The organism is Cohnella luojiensis, from assembly GCF_004564235.1.
Lineage (GTDB): Bacteria > Bacillota > Bacilli > Paenibacillales > Paenibacillaceae > Cohnella > Cohnella luojiensis.
In genome coordinates, this window is the sequence record NZ_SOMN01000019.1 from 1 (window position 1) to 18219 (window position 18219).

General features: G+C 48.4%; 16 protein-coding genes. 8 read left to right on the forward strand and 8 right to left on the reverse strand.

Translation table 11 applies throughout. The annotated features are described in order from the left end of the window. Window positions 1-318: 318 nt before the first annotated feature. Window positions 319-1392, reverse strand: coding sequence for an HD-GYP domain-containing protein (locus E2980_RS13605; protein WP_135152730.1), 1074 nt, complete (start codon window positions 1390-1392; stop codon window positions 319-321). 40 nt (window positions 1393-1432) lie between these two features. Continuing rightward, a complete protein-coding gene (gene gyrA, locus E2980_RS13610; protein ID WP_135152731.1) occupies window positions 1433-3907 on the reverse strand; it encodes a DNA gyrase subunit A in 2475 nt (824 codons plus the stop codon). A 163-nt stretch (window positions 3908-4070) separates the two neighbouring features. Here gyrA and E2980_RS13615 point away from each other — a divergent pair, with 163 nt between their 5' ends. Beyond that, on the forward strand, window positions 4071-4844 hold the full coding sequence (locus E2980_RS13615) for a YheC/YheD family protein (RefSeq protein ID WP_135152732.1): 774 nt from the start codon (window positions 4071-4073) through the stop codon (window positions 4842-4844). Window positions 4845-4954: 110 nt separating this feature from the next. On the opposite strand, the gene gyrB is transcribed toward E2980_RS13615, so the two are convergent. The 6 genes from gyrB to dnaA all read right to left on the reverse strand — a co-directional run bounded on the left by gyrB (window position 4955) and on the right by dnaA (window position 11263). After that, window positions 4955-6871: a DNA topoisomerase (ATP-hydrolyzing) subunit B gene (gyrB, locus tag E2980_RS13620; RefSeq protein WP_135152811.1), complete on the reverse strand. Its 1917-nt coding sequence runs from the start codon at window positions 6869-6871 to the stop codon at window positions 4955-4957. A gap of 54 nt (window positions 6872-6925) precedes the next feature. Then, window positions 6926-7171, reverse strand: coding sequence for an extracellular matrix regulator RemB (gene remB / locus E2980_RS13625; RefSeq protein WP_120977999.1), 246 nt, complete (start codon window positions 7169-7171; stop codon window positions 6926-6928). Window positions 7172-7187: 16 nt separating this feature from the next. Then, window positions 7188-8306: a DNA replication/repair protein RecF gene (gene recF, locus E2980_RS13630; protein WP_135152733.1), complete on the reverse strand. Its 1119-nt coding sequence runs from the start codon at window positions 8304-8306 to the stop codon at window positions 7188-7190. A 45-nt stretch (window positions 8307-8351) separates the two neighbouring features. Then, complete coding sequence (yaaA, locus tag E2980_RS13635; protein ID WP_135152734.1) at window positions 8352-8567, reverse strand: S4 domain-containing protein YaaA; 216 nt, start codon at window positions 8565-8567, stop codon at window positions 8352-8354. 10 nt (window positions 8568-8577) lie between these two features. Continuing rightward, window positions 8578-9717: a DNA polymerase III subunit beta gene (gene dnaN / locus E2980_RS13640; protein WP_135152735.1), complete on the reverse strand. Its 1140-nt coding sequence runs from the start codon at window positions 9715-9717 to the stop codon at window positions 8578-8580. 196 nt (window positions 9718-9913) lie between these two features. After that, window positions 9914-11263: a chromosomal replication initiator protein DnaA gene (dnaA, locus tag E2980_RS13645; protein ID WP_135152736.1), complete on the reverse strand. Its 1350-nt coding sequence runs from the start codon at window positions 11261-11263 to the stop codon at window positions 9914-9916. Between the two features lie 474 nt (window positions 11264-11737). Between dnaA and rpmH the strand changes: the two genes are divergently transcribed. The 7 genes from rpmH to rsmG all read left to right on the forward strand — a co-directional run bounded on the left by rpmH (window position 11738) and on the right by rsmG (window position 18112). Continuing rightward, window positions 11738-11872, forward strand: coding sequence for a 50S ribosomal protein L34 (gene rpmH, locus E2980_RS13650; protein WP_135152737.1), 135 nt, complete (start codon window positions 11738-11740; stop codon window positions 11870-11872). A gap of 77 nt (window positions 11873-11949) precedes the next feature. Then, on the forward strand, window positions 11950-12372 hold the full coding sequence (rnpA, locus tag E2980_RS13655) for a ribonuclease P protein component (protein WP_135152738.1): 423 nt from the start codon (window positions 11950-11952) through the stop codon (window positions 12370-12372). Window positions 12373-12526: 154 nt separating this feature from the next. Further along, window positions 12527-13357 (forward strand): YidC/Oxa1 family membrane protein insertase, encoded by an 831-nt coding sequence (locus tag E2980_RS13660; protein WP_240703029.1) that lies wholly within the window; start codon window positions 12527-12529, stop codon window positions 13355-13357. After that, window positions 13354-13974 (forward strand): RNA-binding cell elongation regulator Jag/EloR, encoded by a 621-nt coding sequence (jag, locus tag E2980_RS13665; RefSeq protein WP_135152740.1) that lies wholly within the window; start codon window positions 13354-13356, stop codon window positions 13972-13974. Before E2980_RS13660 ends, jag begins: the two co-directional genes overlap by 4 nt. A gap of 77 nt (window positions 13975-14051) precedes the next feature. Beyond that, window positions 14052-15428, forward strand: a complete 1377-nt coding sequence (mnmE, locus tag E2980_RS13670; RefSeq protein WP_135152741.1) for a tRNA uridine-5-carboxymethylaminomethyl(34) synthesis GTPase MnmE — start codon at window positions 14052-14054, stop codon at window positions 15426-15428. Between the two features lie 30 nt (window positions 15429-15458). Next, window positions 15459-17360 (forward strand): tRNA uridine-5-carboxymethylaminomethyl(34) synthesis enzyme MnmG, encoded by a 1902-nt coding sequence (mnmG, locus tag E2980_RS13675; RefSeq protein WP_135152742.1) that lies wholly within the window; start codon window positions 15459-15461, stop codon window positions 17358-17360. Continuing rightward, entirely contained in the window at window positions 17357-18112 is a 756-nt protein-coding gene (gene rsmG / locus E2980_RS13680) for a 16S rRNA (guanine(527)-N(7))-methyltransferase RsmG (RefSeq protein WP_135152743.1), read from the forward strand. Before mnmG ends, rsmG begins: the two co-directional genes overlap by 4 nt. Window positions 18113-18219 lie beyond the last annotated feature (107 nt).

Here is an 18219-nt window from a genome sequence, read left to right on the forward strand (position 1 = left end):
CAGCGTTCGTCCTGAGCCAGGATCAAACTCTCCATAATAGAGAGCCAAAAGGCTCATTCAATGCTGGTCTTACTTGTTTGTTTCTTACGCTCAATGTTCAGTTTTCAAAGAACAATTCGTGTTTCTTGTTTCGTCGTCCGCGTTAACAGCGACTCAAATAATATATCACGCTGGGCGAATAGATGCAACTGTTTTTTATAAACTTTTTATTAAATAATCTCGCGATAGAGTCTGGACCGTAACAATAGAATAAGAAAAAGACCGAATCGCGGTTGCGTAACCAACGATCCGATCTTCAAGGGAACAAGCAGGAGAATCTTATTTCGTAGCAAACACTTCGCATATAAACAGCTGACGATTCTGTCCTAGATTCACAATCTGGCCGTTAATGGATACCATCGGACGAGTCGGGTTGTTACGATCGGAGAAGACGATTTCTCCAATCTCGCCATTGTTTAACTTAACGAAAACACCAATATGAAATTGCGTAGTTCTCTCAATGAATGTTTGTACATAGAGAGGTTCGAGCTTGCCGAAGGAACCGGAATAAAGCTCCTCAAGTACGAGATAGGGCGACTCCGCCTTGCGGTAATTGCGATTGGAAGTCATCGCATGGTACATGTCGGCTATCGCGACGATCTTGGCGTAAGGGTGTATTTTATCCCCTTTCACCTTCATCGGATAACCGCTGCCGTCAATACGCTCATGATGTTGAAGCGCCGACAGCCATACGCCCTGATTCATCGAAGTACTACCTTCGAGCATTCTGAAACCATATACGGTATGCTGCCTCATCTCCTGCACTTCTTCCGGCGTCAGCCTCGAAGGTTTATTCAGGATTGCTGAATCTACCTTCACGTTGCCAATGTCGTGCAGCAGGGCGGCCATGGAAATCGGAAGCCAGTCTTTCTCCGGAAACTTATTCCACTTGGCCAACTGATAGGAAGTCAGAGCGCATAGAACGCTATTTCGAACGAGGACGTCTAACATTCCGACGGATGGGGGAGCATAAAATGTCAGAACGTTATATTCATCCATATGTTCGATAAGCGCGTTCAAGCCATTACGTAGATCAAGCACGGGAAGCTTCTGTCCGGAACTAACCATGGACATGATACGCTTGAGCAGCCTCTCCATTCGAAGAAACTCCTGCTGTAAGGAGGACAGCTTAATTTCCGCGGTAGCGGCAGTTTCATCTGCCGTGTCCGGACTCTGATCCTCCAAACGTTGGCGTACGATATCCACGCTCGAGATCAGGAAAGCATGCAGAATCTCCGTGTCCCTCTCCGATAGCGCCCGGCCTTGCTGCAGCAACAAGCTTCCGAGAGCAGTCTGGACGTCACTGCCCAGTCGATCGCCAACTTGAACTTGTGAAATTGGAATGATCGGCATGCTGCATCCCTCCCCCTAGACGGTATTGGAAAACAACTCTTTAGTTGTCTTCCGTTTCGCCTTCGACCTCTTCAGAATCCGGGTCAGTATCTTCGCTCTTAGGAGCCCGTGCAACCGTCGCCACGGAATCCTCGTCGCGGATATTAATAAGCTTAACACCTTGGGTAATCCGTCCCATTGTATTAATGCCCGACATACTGGTGCGGATCAAAGTTCCAGACGAAGTCATGATCATCAAATCTTCATCATCGTGTACGACTTTCAATCCCACGATAATCCCGTTCTTCTCGGTCACGTTCAAGGTTTTAATTCCTTTTCCGCCGCGAGTCTGAATCCGGTATTCCGTCATCGGGGTACGTTTACCGTAGCCCTTAGCCGTCACGATAAGAACCTCTTGGTCCGGTGCGACGATATCCATATCGATGACCTTATCGTTCTCGTCCAATTGAATGCCTTTTACGCCGGTCGCAGAACGACCCATCGCCCTAACATCCTGTTCGGAGAAACGAATGGACATGCCTTGGCTTGTTCCCATCACGATCTCGCGTTCGCCATCCGTCAGCTTCACGCCGATCAAGTCGTCGTCTTCTCGCAAGGAAATGGCAATCAAACCGACTTTGCGGATGTTCGAATAATCTTCGAGTGGCGTCTTCTTCACGATGCCGTTACGGGTTGCGAAGAAGAGATACTGGTTAGGCTCAAATCCTTCTACCGGTATCACCGCGTTGATCGTCTCGCCCTGTTCGATCTGAATAAGGTTGATAATAGGCGTGCCTCGAGCCGTCCGGCTTAAATCCGGAATTTCATAGGCTTTCATCCGGAACACGCGACCTTTGTTCGTGAAGAACAATAGGTAGTGATGGGTATTGGTGACGAACAGATTTTCGATGAAATCATCGTCTTTGGTCCCCATCCCCATAATCCCTCTTCCGCCCCTCTTCTGGCTGCGGTAGGTGGAAACGGGAAGGCGCTTGATGTACCCGGTATGCGTCATCGTAACGACGACATCGTCGCGCGGAATGAGATCCTCATCCAAGATTTCGTCATCGCTGACGGTAATCTCCGTACGACGTTCATCGCCGTATTTCAGCTTGATCTCTTCGAGTTCTTCGTAAATAATATCGTTCACGAGTTGCTCATCGGCAAGAATGGCTTTATATTCGGCGATCTTCTGCTGTAGTTCATTGTACTCCTGTTCGATCTTCTCGCGTTCCAAGCCCGTAAGGCGTTGAAGACGCATATCGAGAATGGCTTGCGCCTGATCTGAAGAAAGACCGAATCGCGTAATCAAGCCTTCGCGAGCTTCATCCGTCGTTCTGGAAGCGCGAATGAGCGAAATGACCTCATCCAGATGGTCCAACGCGATACGCAAGCCTTCCAGAATGTGCGCGCGCGCTTCCGCTTTCTTCAAGTCGTACTCCGTGCGACGACGAATAACTTCAACTTGATGCTTGATATAGTAGTGAAGGACGTCCCTTAGGTTAAGGGTCTTGGGCTCGTTATTCACTAGCGCCAGCAAGTTAATTCCGAAGCTTGTCTGCATCTGAGTTTGCTTATAAAGATTGTTCAATACGACGGTAGGCGTCACGTCACGGCGCAGCTCGATTACAATACGCATTCCGTTACGGTCCGACTCATCGCGAAGATCCGTAATTCCGTCTATCTTCTTCTCGCGCACGAGCTCGGCGATTTTCTCGACGAGACGCGCCTTATTGACTTGGTAAGGAATTTCGTGGACGAGAATACGTGCTTTTCCGTTATTCTCCTCAATCGTAGCCCGTGCCCTCATCGTAACGGAACCGCGGCCCGTCGCATAGGCTTGGCGGATGCCAACCCTGCCGAGAATAAGTCCGGACGTTGGGAAGTCAGGTCCCTTTATATATTCCATCAGATCGTATGGAGTTAATTCCGGATCGCGCAATAAAGCTTGCGTACCTTCTATGACCTCCCTCAGATTATGGGGAGGAATGTTGGTGGCCATTCCGACGGCGATGCCGGTGTTGCCGTTAACGAGCAGGTTCGGATATCTTGCAGGCAATACCACGGGCTCATTTTCTTCACCGTCATAGTTAGGCCTGAAATCAATGGTTTCTTTGTTGATATCCCGAAGCATTTCCATGGCGATCTTGGAAAGGCGGGCTTCCGTATACCGCATCGCAGCCGCAAAATCTCCATCAACGGAACCGAAGTTGCCGTGTCCGTCCACGAGCATGTACCGGAGAGAGAAGTCTTGAGCCATCCGGACCATTGCCTCGTAAATCGAGGAATCGCCGTGCGGATGGTATTTACCGATAACTTCGCCGACGATTCTCGCCGACTTTTTGTAAGGCTTGTCCGGGGACATTCCGAGTTCAGACATCGCATATAGAATACGCCTATGAACAGGCTTCAAGCCATCGCGCACATCCGGCAAAGCCCGGCTGACGATAATGCTCATTGCATAATCCATGAACGATTCCCGCATCTCAACCCCAATATCGCGGTCTTTGACTTGGGAGCGTTGTTCTTCCGACATGAAGATCCTCCTTAAGCAATATCAAGCGGGTAATATCGCGCTCGCGGCCTTATATATTCTGGTCGTTCAACAAACACCGCAAGACGATTTCCGTCATAGATTAGAAAATATACAATAATTCCATTATATCACACTGCCGAAGGGAAAGGTTGGATGAACCCGCATGCCGATTCAACGCGTCCGCAGTAAATGGGCCAAAACCGACGTTCTTCTTGCCGATCCCATTTTGAGAGAATACGTGCCTTCCACTCGCAGTTTCGAGCAGTCAACAGTGAAACAAATGCTTGAGCAATACGCAATGATCTATGTGAAACCAATCCATGGAACCTTCGGCAGCGGAGTGATCCGCGTAGAGAAGAATTCCGAATCCTCCACGCCTTATTCCTTCCAATCGGGGGAAACAAAGTACTCCTTCGGTACTTTCAACGAAATGTTCCGCAAGCTGCAAAAAGTGAAAAAACGCAAAGCCTATCTTACGCAACAAGGAATCGAGTTGTTAAAGTATAACGGAAGAAGATTCGATCTCAGGATCATGGTCCAGAAAAACCCGCAATCCCAGTGGGAATCAACAGGGATGATCGGCCGAGTCGCCCACCCTCGCAAAATCGTAACCAATTACCACGCAGGCGGTACTCCCATGCCCGTAAACACTTTGCTGAAGGCTTTCCTTTCTTCCGAGCAATGGAATCGATACGACACTAATCTTCGTAAGCTCGGAGTAGATACCGCTCGAGCTTTGGAAAAGCGGTTCCCGAGAATCAAGGAAATCGGAATCGACGTGGCGATCGATCACCATCTAAGACCATGGATTCTCGAGGTCAATACGTTGCCTGATCCATTCCTGTTCAAGAAGCTGCCCAATCGGTCCGTCTTCCGAAAAATCTATTACTATGCGGTAGCCTATGGCAGGTTCAAAGCCCGTAAACGCAACGCGTGATGCGTGACGGATTGCCAACGATGGTTCCACCGCGCACAGTCATCGCATATCCGCAGGGGGTATCTCTATCTAGAGATACCCCCTGCTCTTATCCATGGATGCCGAACATGCTAGACATCCAAATTTTTAACGTACCTCGCATATTGTTGAATGAATTCCCTGCGAGGCTCCACGTTGTCTCCCATCAGGGTATCGAACATGAGATCGGCCTTGATCGCGTCTTCGATCCTGACTTGCAGCATCGTGCGGCTGTCCGGATCCATCGTCGTTTCCCATAGCTGGCTTGCGTTCATTTCTCCCAAGCCTTTGTAACGCTGAACATTCAGCTTCGCGCCTTCTCCGAACTCCGCGAAGATCTGATCCCGTTCCTTCTCGTTCATTGCATAACGAACGGTTTTGTTCCGTTCGATCTTGAAGAGCGGCGGCTGAGCGATATAGACGTAGCCTTCTTCGATCAACTTGCGCATGTAGCGATAGAAGAACGTGAGGATCAGGGTACGGATATGCGCGCCATCGACGTCGGCATCGGTCATGATGATGATTTTGTGATATCTAGCCTTAGTGATATCGAAGTCATCGCTTATACCGGTACCCAACGCCGTAATCATCGCCCGGATTTCCAGGTTGGAGAGAATCTTGTCCAGGCGCGCCTTCTCAACGTTGAGGATCTTACCGCGCAAAGGCAGGATCGCTTGGAAATGACGATCGCGGCCCTGTTTAGCGGATCCGCCCGCGGAGTCGCCTTCTACGATGTAAATCTCGCTGATGGAAGCGTCCTTGGACGAGCAATCCGCCAGCTTACCCGGAAGCGAGCTAACTTCAAGCGCGCTCTTCCGTCGAGTCAATTCGCGCGCCTTACGCGCGGCTTCCCTTGCCCGGGCCGCTTGAAGGCCCTTCTCCATGACTTTCCGCGCGATAGCCGGATTCTCGTCTAGGAACTGAAGAAGCTTCTCGCTGAACAAAGACTCCACCAAGCCGCGAACTTCGCTATTTCCAAGCTTCGTCTTCGTTTGTCCTTCAAACTGAGGTTCCGGAATCTTAACGGAAATAATCGCCGTCAAGCCTTCCCTTACGTCGTCCCCGGTTAAATTGGATTCGTTCTCTTTCACGAAACCCATTTTACGGGAATAATCGTTAATGATTCTCGTTAAAGCGCTCTTGAAGCCGGATTCGTGCGTTCCGCCTTCATGCGTATTGATATTGTTCGCGAAAGAGTAAATATTCTCCGAATAGCCGTCGTTATATTGCAGAGCGACTTCTACGTTGATATGATCCTTCGTTCCTTCGACGTAGATCGGTTGATCATGCAAAGGATCTTTCGTGTGATTCAAATATTTAACGAACTCGATGATACCTCCGTCGTATCGGAACGTATCGCTCATGCCCGTTCTTTCGTCGCTGATGTTGATCTCGATTCCCTTGTTCAGGAACGCCAACTCGCGAATACGTCCTACGAGGGTATCGTAATCGAATACCGTCGTTTCCGTGAAAATCTCCGGATCCGGCTTAAACCGGACTTGGGTGCCCGTCTCCTCGGTATCCCCTATAATCTTAATGTCGTATTGCGGCGCGCCCCGACGATACTCCTGCTGATGAATATGTCCTTCGCGCTTAACGGTAACGATTACTTGCTCCGATAGGGCATTCACTACGGATACGCCGACGCCATGCAATCCGCCGGATACTTTATATCCCTCGCCGCCGAACTTACCGCCGGCATGCAAGACGGTCATAACGACCTCAAGCGTCGATTTCTGAAGCTTGGTGTTTAATCCAACCGGAATTCCGCGTCCATTATCGATAACGGTAATGCTGTTGTCTTCTTGTATGATTACGTCGATCCGCGTGCAATAGCCGGCCAACGCTTCGTCAATGCTATTATCGACGACTTCCCAGACAAGATGGTGCAAGCCTTTACCGCTGGTAGATCCGATGTACATACCCGGACGTTTGCGTACCGCTTCCAGGCCTTCCAGAACTTGAATCTGACTCTCGTCGTAGGTATTTTGCTGTGAATTTACGGACAAACCTTCCACCGCCTTCTTTACGTAACCACTGTTCAATAACGATACAGAAAGCTATTAGCCTTCCAAAATGTGCGCCCTCTTCTTAAGCGTGGACGTGGATATGGGAGAGTAATACACCTTATGCTCCGTTACAACAATCGATTTCGGATCCTCTTCCCCGATCGTTTCCACTTCTTTGTTCTTCTGCGCATGCACGACGAATTGCCTCGACAGCTTCGAAGATTGCTCGATGGAAATATCGAAGATAGCCACGAGCTGCGACGTTCGAATGATTTTTTCCCCGCCTAGATGGATATACACGAAGCTCACTCCTTACTTAGCGCAGCACTTGGCCGTCTCTCACGTGGAAAATAGAAGCATCCTTCAAGCGACTCATGTTGACGCTTTCCAAACCCGTTGTCGTGATAAAGGTTTGAACTCGGCTCTGGAAAGTCTCTATAAGCTGAGTCTGCCGGGTCTGATCCAATTCCGAGAGTACGTCGTCGAGCAGCAATAACGGGTATTCCCCGATTTCTTCGTGCATCAGTTCCAATTCGGCGAGCTTCAATGACAATGCCGCTGTACGCTGCTGTCCTTGCGATCCGAATGACTGAACATCCTTGCCGTTAATGGCAAAACTCAAATCATCTCGATGCGGACCGGTCAGCGTCATTCCCCGTCGGAATTCCTGTTCCTTGCCCTGTGTTAACTTTAACATAAATTGTTCGAATAAAGAAGATTGTTCTTGGATATCCATACCAATGGAGCTCCCGAATGATGGCTTGTACTCCACGGTGAAGCGCTCGTTGCCGCCGGTGATGCCGGCATGTATTTTCTCCGCCCACTTCTGCAGGTTTATAATAAAGTTTTTCCTTTTTTGCATCATTTTAACACCTGAGGTAGCTAACTGTTCATTCCATACGTCTAACATTTCCGGAGATGCCCGATGGATGTCCGTCGACTTCAGGTAATTGTTTCTTTGTTGCAGTATTTTCTGATATTGCTGCATGTCGTACAAATAACCGGGGTGCACCTGACCGATTTCCATGTCCATGAATCGGCGGCGCACTCCCGGTGCTCCTTTGACGATATCCAGATCTTCGGGAGCGAACAACACCACGTTCAGCGTTCCTACGAAGCTGCTTAATTTGCGTTGTTCCAATCCGTTTACCTTGGCTTTCTTCCCCTGAGCGGATAACTGCAGCTCCAGACTGACATTTCCGTGCTTTCTTCTCATCTGGGCTCTGATAACCGCAGCAGTCTGATTCCAGCCGATCAGTTCTTTATCCTTCGAGGTCCGATGGGACTTCGTTAGAGACAGCACGTGAATCGCTTCGATCAGATTGGTTTTCCCTTGGGCGTTAGGGCCAATGAAAATATTGACCCCGCCTTCCGTGGACAGCTTTAAGGAATCGTAATTCCGATAGCCTTGAAGCTCCAATGTGTTCAACTGCATAGGACATTTCCTCTCCAACTGACTTCGGAAACCGCCAATCGAGGATTAACGAATGCTTATCGTGAAAGACCCGAATCCCTCGACCTCAACGGTATCTCCAACTCTTAGCTTACGCCCTCTGCGATTATCGGGTTCGCCGTTCACGTGCACGCTGTTTTCCTGCAGAAAATGCTTCACTTCGCCGCCCGTTCCTATGCACTCCGCAAGCTTAAGAAACTGTCCCAACGTAATATACTCAGTGGATATTCCGATGCTTTTCATCTTATGCGCCTCAATTCGTCGTCCGGTAAGGGAGAATCAGATGCAGGCTGTTCTCATGGTCGTTAGGTCTGATGATGATCGGGCTCATGGCTCCGTTAAAACCGATGAACAGCTCTTCGCTGTCGATAACCTTTAGCACGTCTAGCATGTACTTGGAGTTAAACGCGATTTTTAACGGCTCTCCGCTCATCTTAACCACGCCTAACTGTTCCGTAACTTTGCCTAGCTCGGAGGAGCTGGATGAGATTTCGATTCCCCCGTCGTCCGTCGTGACCAAACGAACAATATTCGTTTTTTCCTCTCTTGACAGCAAATAAGCACGGTCTATGGAATCGCTTAGCGATTTTGTGTTCAGGACGAGTTCTGTTTTGAAGCTTTGCGGAATAATCTTGGAAGTATCGGGATAAGTCCCGTCCAGCATCCTGGAGTAGAAAAGCACATTGCCAAGCTTAAACAGCACCTGATTCTCAGCGACGACAATATCGACCATTACGTTCTGATCGGGCACTATTTTCGCTAATTCATTCAACGTTTTACCTGAAATGACAATATTGGAGAAGCGTACGTCGTATAATTCGACGGGCGCCGATCGACTCGCCAGGCGATGTCTGTCCGTAGCTACGAATTTGTAAATGCCTTCTTGAAGATTCCACAATACGCCGGTCAATATCGGTGTCGATTCGTTCGTGGTTACCGCGAATACCGTCTGTCTAATCATATCCCTTAGCAAATCGCCGGGGATCGACACGACTTGATCCTCTTGAACGGTAGGAAGGACCGGGAATTCCTCGGGATCTAACCCTACAAGCTGAATTTCCGTAGCACCGGACGTAATGAGGGTCTGAAACCGTTCGCCGACTTCGATATGAACTTCCTCGTGAGGGAGCTTTTTGACGATTTCGACGAAAAATTTAGCGGTAAGGACTACGCTCCCGGGTCTAGAGACTGTAGCTATGGTCTTGTCAGGTGTTTCTAACGGGATGAAGCTTTGTATAGATATGTCGGTATCGCTTGCGGTAAGGGTAACTCCCGATAGATTGGCATCCAATTTAATCCCACTTAGGATCGGGATTGTCGTTCTTGACGCAACGGCCTTGGATACGTGTTGAATGGCGTCGTTTAACTCATTGCGCAATATCGTCAATTTCATGGGCTCACCTCGTCAATTTTCTCCGACATAAACGTTTGTCGCTATTGGGCCGCTCTAAACCGTTTATGCTTGTATTGTAGCATGTTTAAATCTTTAAGTCGTAGTAGGGGCGGTGAATATGTGGATAACCGCGAAAAAGCTCGAAAATAACGCCTATCCACATGTGGACGCTTTGTGCATAGGCGCTGGTGTGTTTTTACGTTAAATTTTTGATTTTTTCGGTCAGGCTGTTGATAATTTTGTACAGATCCTGATCGACCTTGAGCAGCTGCGAAATTTTCTCGTGAGCATGGATAACGGTCGTATGATCCCTGCCGCCGAATGCGTCTCCGATCTTAGGGAGGGAATAATCCGTCAGCTCGCGGGAGAGATACATCGCGATCTGCCTAGGGAAAGCCACGGCTTTCGTCCTCTTGCGCGCTTTGAAGTCCTCTAGTTTCAACCCATAGTAATCTCCGACGCGCTGCTGGATATCTTGCATCGTAATTAATCGATTTCGTCCAGTAGGCAATATATCCTTCAAGGCTTCCGCCGCAAGATGCGCCGATATATCCTGGTTCGTTAGAGAAGAATAAGCAACGATACGTATGAGTGCTCCTTCGAGTTCGCGGATGTTAGAGTCGATCATGTTCGCGATATACATCATGGCCTCGTTAGGAATGTCGAGATTCTCCGCTTTCGCTTTCTTGCGAAGGATGGCGATCCGCGTCTCCAGGTCAGGCGGCTGAATGTCCGTAATGAGTCCCCATTCGAACCGGGAACGAAGACGTTCCTCGAGCGTTGGAATCTCTTTCGGCGGCCGGTCACTGGAGATGACGATTTGCTTATGCTCTTCATGCAGGGCGTTGAAGGTATGGAAGAACTCCTCTTGGGTTCCTTCTTTACCGGCAAGAAATTGAATATCATCAATGAGCAGCACGTCGATATTGCGGTACTTGTTACGGAAGCTCTCGCCCCGATTATCGCGAATCGCGTTGATGAATTCGTTGGTGAATTTTTCGGAAGAAAGATACAGAACCTTCATATGAGGGTTATGCTCCAGAATATAATGGCCGATGGCATGCATGAGATGAGTTTTTCCTAATCCTACGCCGCCGTACATGAAGAAGGGGTTATAGGATTTCGCCGGCAATTCGGCGACGGCCAGCGATGCGGCATGGGCAAATCGGTTCGCTGCACCGATAACGAACGTATCGAACGTATATTTCGGGTTCAGCATATGCATCATCGGTTCTTCGACGATTGGCTGCCGATTCGGTATCGATGGCGACGTCTCTGCAGGTTCGGGCGGCCGTACTTCTTCTATAGAAAACTTAACGTCCACAGGCCTGCCGATATAATCGGAAAGCGTTGAGGATACGAGCTTCGTGTAACGCGTTTCCAACCATTCCACCGCGAAAGTCGTCGGCGCGGTTACGATGACAACGTTATCGCTTAAGAAGAAAGCCTTAGTCGCTTTGAACCATGTATCGAAGCTTGGCTTGCTTAGCTTCGTTTGGATGACCGACAACACTTGTTGCCAGACCTCGTTGTTGCGGTTGTCCACGACATTTTCTCTCCTTTAACCCATCGCAAGGACAAAAAATAAGCGAAAAACAAAAAGTCGAATGTCGGTTCCGACTAGTTATCCACATAATTCCCTGAATTATATGTAGGGATGTCCACTAATATGGGGGTTTGTTCACAAAGTTATTCACAGGGTGTTGATAAATCGAGGGAAAAATAATGTAATCCACTGGAAATGTCATGACTAATCATAGCAGACAAACCCTCTGAATTCAACGAATTTCACGATGTTATCCACAATTTCAATAACTTGTGGATGAAAACTGTGCACAGTACTACATATTGTTGATAAGATGTGCGAGTCTTCGACAAACATCAACTTTATTCGTTAACGATTTATATTTTATACACATGTGAATAAGTAAAAAGATGGTTGATAGGCTCTGCATTGACTTTTTGAGGGCTTCGTGGTTTAATAGATGGACGTGAGTTTTTAAGTAAGGGGGTTGGAATCATGGGTCCTACGTTTAAGCCGAATGTAAGCAAGCGCAAGAAGGTTCACGGTTTCCGTAGCCGTATGAGCTCGAAGAACGGTCGTAAAGTTCTCGCTGCTCGTCGTCATAAAGGTCGCAAAGTTTTGACAGCATAGAACGAAAGACCACTTGAGGTGGTCTTTTTTTCTTACAAAGCAGGATATAGATTTCCGGAAAGATGGAGCGGTGTGTCATGCATAGGAAGCTGCGCCTTCGGAAAAGAGAAGATTTCAATGTGATCTATCGCTATGGCCGTTCGTTCGCCAACTCGCAATTCGTGGTTTATTGGCGCAAACGGTCGCAGACGGGGTCTTTTCGCATGGGCGTATCCGCAAGCAGTAAGTTAGGTAACGCGGTCGTGCGCAATCGGCTAAGGCGTATGGTGAAGGAAATTATCAGATTAAATGCATCCAAGCTGCTCGAGGATACGGATTTGATCTTAATTGTTAGGAAGCCGGCGCTCTCTCTTCCATATAAGCAGATGGAGGGAAGCATTCTGCACGTTCTGCGGAAAGCAGGTTTGCTGAAAGGTTCAACTCCGAATACTGGAGGATCTACTGCTTCATCATCGCGAGGGTCCCGTCCGAATAACCGTAAAGGAAATCAAGGCAAATAAGCTTTGGCGTAGACAAGCCGTAGCTTTTCTTTGCCTTCTTTATTATGGTATAGTGGACTTGAATATTTTTTGTATGTACAGGCTGCATTTGGTCGGATTTCGAAGTTCACATTTACGGCATGCCGGGCGTTTAAGAGGGGAGTTTTTAGTTTTGTTGCGAAATCGCAAATGGTTAATCGTTATCGGTGCATTGTCGCTGGTAACATTGCTCGCGGGTTGTACGCCTGCGGCTACGGCAATACCTACGGAAAATATGGCTGAGAGCGGTTCTTGGTGGACACGGAACGTCGTATACTGGTTCTCAACGATGTTGGATACTTTCGCGGATTGGTTCGGCGGACAATATGGGTTAGCGATTTTGATCCTTACCATTATTGTACGGACGATTATCTTGCCGCTGATGATCAAGCAATATAAAAACACGAAAGCTATGCAGGCGTTGCAACCGGATATGAAGAAGATCCGGGAGAAGTTCAAGGACGATCCGAAGAAGCAGCAAGAAGAAATGATGAAGCTGTACCAGACGAATCAAGTCAATCCCCTTGCCGGTTGCTTACCGCTTATCGTTCAGATGCCGATCTTCATCGCGTTGTATAACTCGATCTACACGAATGCTAACATTCGTGGGAACGCGGATCTGGGAATCGAGGAGAGTACGTTCCTTTGGTTGAAGCTTGGGGAGCCGGATCATCTCTATCTTCTACCGATTATTGCCGCTATCACAACCTTCATCCAATCCAAAATGATGTCTTCGCAGCAGCAGATGGTTGGTCCAATGAAGGGACTTATGTATATTTTCCCGGTAATGATCTTCGTCATGGCGATTAACTTCCCGTCAGCATTACCGTTGTACTGGATCTACAGTAACATCTATACGATCGTGCAAAACTACTTCATGTACGGAAAGAAAAAGCCTGATCCTGTCGAAGAAGCTCCTCAACCAAAACCAAAAAAGGGTAAAGGTAAGGAGGTCCGCGTGAAATGAATACGCTCCTGGCATCGGGAAAAACGGTAGAAGATGCGGTTCGTAAAGGTCTGGCCCAACTGGGCGTGCAAGAAGACCGAGTGAACATCACGGTATTGGAACAAGCCAGCAAAGGATTGTTCGGGCTCATTGGAGCCAGAGAAGCGAAAGTGGAGTTGACATTGTTGCCGGACGGCATTGAAGAAGCGATACGGTTTCTGAAAGACGTGTCGGGAGCAATGGAACTTACCGTTTCTGTTGAACGATTGGATGAGAATGATGCAGTGCGGATTAACATTACGGGTTCCGACTTGGGCATTCTAATCGGTCGACGTGGACAGACATTGGATTCTCTGCAATACCTGGTGAACATCGTGGCTAATCGCCACTCGAACCATCATCTTCGTATCGTCCTTGATGCCGAGCAATTTCGCGAGCGCCGTCGCCAGACTTTAGAAGCACTATCTGAGCGCATGGCTATGCGGGTTATTCGAACGCGGAAGGAAATCGTGTTAGAACCGATGACCTCCCAGGAAAGAAAGATCATTCACGCCAGATTGCAGGCCAATCCGAACGTGAAGACCTTCAGCCAGGGAGACGAACCGAATCGTCGAATTGTAATTGCTTTGAAGCAATAAAATGAGACCGCGCAATGGCTTCCGCATCGTTGGGGGGGTCATTGCGTTTTGTGTTTGATGTTGAAAAGAGGGGTAACATGAACGAGGATACGATTGCCGCAATTGCGACGGCGCTTGGGGAAGGCAGCATAGCGGTCGTTCGGGTTAGCGGGCAAGATGCGGTGGACACGGTAGCGAAGGTGTTCAAGTCCAAACAAAATCTAAGGGAAGCGGTCAGCCATACCGTTCATTATGGATGGATCGTAGACCCTCAGCATGATCAAGTATTGGATGAAGTTCTAGTAACGGTTATGAAGGGTCCGAGATCCTTCACTGCCGAAGACGTGGTGGAGATTAGTACGCACGGTGGAATCGTCGCGGTGAAGTCCGTATTGGAATTGCTTCTTCGGCATGGGGCGAGATTAGCGGAGCCGGGGGAGTTCACGAAACGCGCGTTCTTAAACGGAAGGATCGATCTTGCGCAGGCAGAGGCGGTCATCGACCTTATCCGTTCGAAGTCGGATCGCGCTTTCCAGGTAGCCAGGAGACAAGCCGAAGGCTCATTATCTAAGCAGATTATACCGATGCGTCAGCAGTTGATTGAGCTGCTGGCGCACGTAGAGGTTAATATAGATTATCCCGAGCACGATGTGGAGGATGTAACCTCCGGCTTTATCCGCGATAATTGCAGCTCGGTGCTTCGGGAAGTCGAACAGCTGTTAATAAAATCGAATGAAGGCAAAATACTAAGAGAAGGAATTGTCACGGTAATCGTGGGTCGTCCCAATGCCGGCAAATCCTCTCTGCTTAATGCGCTTGCCAGAGAAAATAAAGCGATCGTAACCGATATTCCCGGTACGACTCGCGATATCGTAGAGGAATCCGTTTCGCTGTCGGGGATCCCGTTAAGGCTTCTGGACACGGCGGGAATTCGGGAAACGAGCGACAAGGTAGAACAGATCGGCGTAGAAAGATCACATGGTGCTCTGAATGAAGCGGATCTTATCTTGCTTGTGTTAAATCACCATGAACCTTTGCATGAAGACGAAAGAAAGCTGCTTAAACAACTGAAGGATCGTTCAACGATCGTCGTCGTGAATAAAATAGATTTACCTGGTCAATTGGAGATTGAAGAGGTCGAGCAGGATTACTCGAGGGATCGAATCGTTTTCTTGTCCGCGAAGGAAGGGAATGGCATCGATTTGTTGGAGAAAGCGGTGTCCGGTTTATTTTTCAGCGGTGCCGTCGAATCTGGGGATATTACGTATGTAAGCAACGCACGTCATATTGCGCTGCTGCATCAGACCAAACGTTCTTTAGAAGAGGCAATAAGCGCGACTCAAGAGAGCGTTCCGATAGATCTTATTCAGATCGATATCGCCGCATCATGGGAGTCGTTAGGGCAAATTCTCGGCGATGCTGCCGGAGATTCGTTGTTGGATCAGATTTTTTCTCAATTCTGTTTAGGAAAATAATATAAATGAGGCAGCAAGGAGGGAAAATAAATGACATATCGTGCAGGAGATTTCGACGTCATCGTTATTGGCGCCGGTCATGCCGGCTGTGAAGCAGCGCTTGCGGCTGCCCGAATGGGCTGCGAAACGTTATTGTTGACGATTAACTTGGATATGGTTGCGTTCATGCCCTGTAATCCATCGGTAGGCGGGCCGGCTAAAGGACATGTCGTAAGGGAAATAGACGCTTTGGGCGGAGAAATGGGTCGCAATATCGATAAGACCTTCATCCAAATGCGGATGTTGAATACGGCAAAAGGTCCTGCGGTTCACGCTCTTAGGGCTCAAGCGGACAAATTCATGTATCAGCATAAAATGAAGGAAACGATCGAACTGCAAGAAAGACTGACGTTACGTCAAGGTTTGGTCGAAGATCTCATTATCGAAGATGGTGCGTGCGTGGGTGTTGTTACCAAGACAGGTGCTGAGTATGGCGCTAAAACCGTCGTGTTGACAACGGGCACTTACTTGCGAGGGAAAGTCATACTGGGCGAATTGATGTACGAGAGTGGACCTAACAATCAACAGCCTGCGGTCAAGTTGTCCGAGGCATTGAAGCGCTGCGGGTTTCAATTAGCTCGTTTCAAGACGGGGACCCCGCCCAGGGTGCATGAGGATTCCATCGACTTTAGCAAAACGGAAATCCAACCAGGCGATAACAAGCCCAAATACTTCTCCTACGAGACAGAGTATATGGCGCATTCCGACGATCAAATTCCTTGTTGGTTAACCTATACTTCCGAGGAAACTCACCAAATCATTAACGATAACCTGTATCGCGCGCCGATGTTCTCCGGTTTGATCGAAGGAACGGGTCCTCGGTATTGCCCTTCCATAGAAGATAAAATCGTTCGCTTCGCGGATAAGCCGAAGCACCAAATCTTCTTGGAGCCCGAAGGAAGAAATACGAAGGAATTCTACGTGCAAGGCCTCTCCACGAGTATGCCGGAGGAGGTTCAGATTGATATCCTGCGTTCTATACCCGGTTTGGAGAAGGTAGAGATGATGCGCCCCGGTTATGCCATAGAATATGATGCGGTAATCCCTACTCAATTATGGCCTTCATTGGAAACCAAGCTGGTACCAAACCTATTCACCGCTGGACAGATTAACGGAACTTCCGGCTATGAAGAAGCAGCGGGTCAGGGGGTAATGGCAGGAATTAATGCCGCACGCAAAGTACAAGGAGCGGATCCTGTTATTATTGAACGCTCAAGAGGGTATATCGGCGTAATGATCGACGATCTGGTTACGAAGGGGACGAATGAGCCTTACAGACTTCTAACCTCGCGCGCGGAATATCGGTTGTTGCTTCGCCATGATAATGCGGATTTGCGGATGACTCCTATTGGCTACGAGATCGGTTTGATCAAGGAAGAACGCCATCGCAAGTTCTTGGAGAAGAAAGAACGCGTCGAAGCGGAAATCAACCGATTGAAGGAAACGAAGTTCCGTCCGGATGAAGCCGTTCAATCGATGCTAACTTCTGCTGAATCCTCTTTGTTGAATAATTCCGTTGACGGCATCACTTTGTTACGTCGACCAGAGCTTAACTATAGGCATTTGGAGGCTTTGTCACCTTCACCAATCGAATTAACCGAAGATATGAAGGAACAAGTCGAAATTCAGGTGAAATACACGGGATATATCGAGAAACAGCAGATTCAAGTGGAACGCATGGAGCGTATGGAGAAAAAGCGCATACCGGAAAATATCGATTACGACATTATTTACGGTCTGGCGGTAGAAGCGAAGCAGAAGCTCGGCAAAATTCGACCGTTGTCGATTGGGCAAGCATCTAGAATTTCAGGCGTTACACCAGCCGATCTATCCATTCTCCTTGTACATCTGGAGCATTATAATCGAGTGACCGCGGCGGCTCACGGATCATGACGGATAAGATTCAGGAGCAGTTCGCGTCGCATGTCGAGAAATTAGGGATTAAGCTGTCGGAAAGACAATTAGCGCAATTTGAAACGTATTACTCCTTGTTGGTGGAGTGGAACGAGAAAATGAACTTAACCGGCATTACCGAACGGGAAGCGGTATATGAGAAGCATTTCTATGATTCGTTAACTCTAGCCGGAGTGGTGCAGTTCGACAAGCAAAGCTCCTTGGCAGATATCGGATCGGGTGCAGGATTCCCATCTATCCCTCTCGCCATCGCATTCCCTCACCTGAGAGTGACGATTATTGATGCCTTGGCCAAGCGAATACGATTTTTAGAAGAAGTCACTTCGCAGCTCGGATTAACTAAAGTGCTTTGTCTGCACAGCAGAGCGGAAGATGCGGCTAGGAAGAGGGAGCACCGGGATGAATATGACATCGTGACGGCTAGGGCAGTCGCAAGACTTGCGGTGCTAAATGAATTTTGTTTGCCTTATGTGCGTCCCGGCGGTCTGTTCATCGCGATGAAGGGCACTGACATTTCAGCCGAACTCGATGAGGGGCGATACAGTGTGGCAAAGTTGAACGGGAAAATCCAGGACGTGAAACATCTGACTTTGCCATCTGATGGCGCAGATCGCCATTTGGTTATGTGCACCAAAAAAGCACCTACGCCATCTTTATATCCTCGGAAATCGGGGATTCCACTGAAGTCCCCCTTAGTTAAACCAATTGCCAGCTTGAATATAAAGAGTTAGATTATCTTACCCATAATGTTCCACGTGAAACATTTCTCCACAAGGAGGGATATGTTTCACGTGGAACATTTTTACGTTTACTAAGGAAGCTTATCGTGGTATCTTTA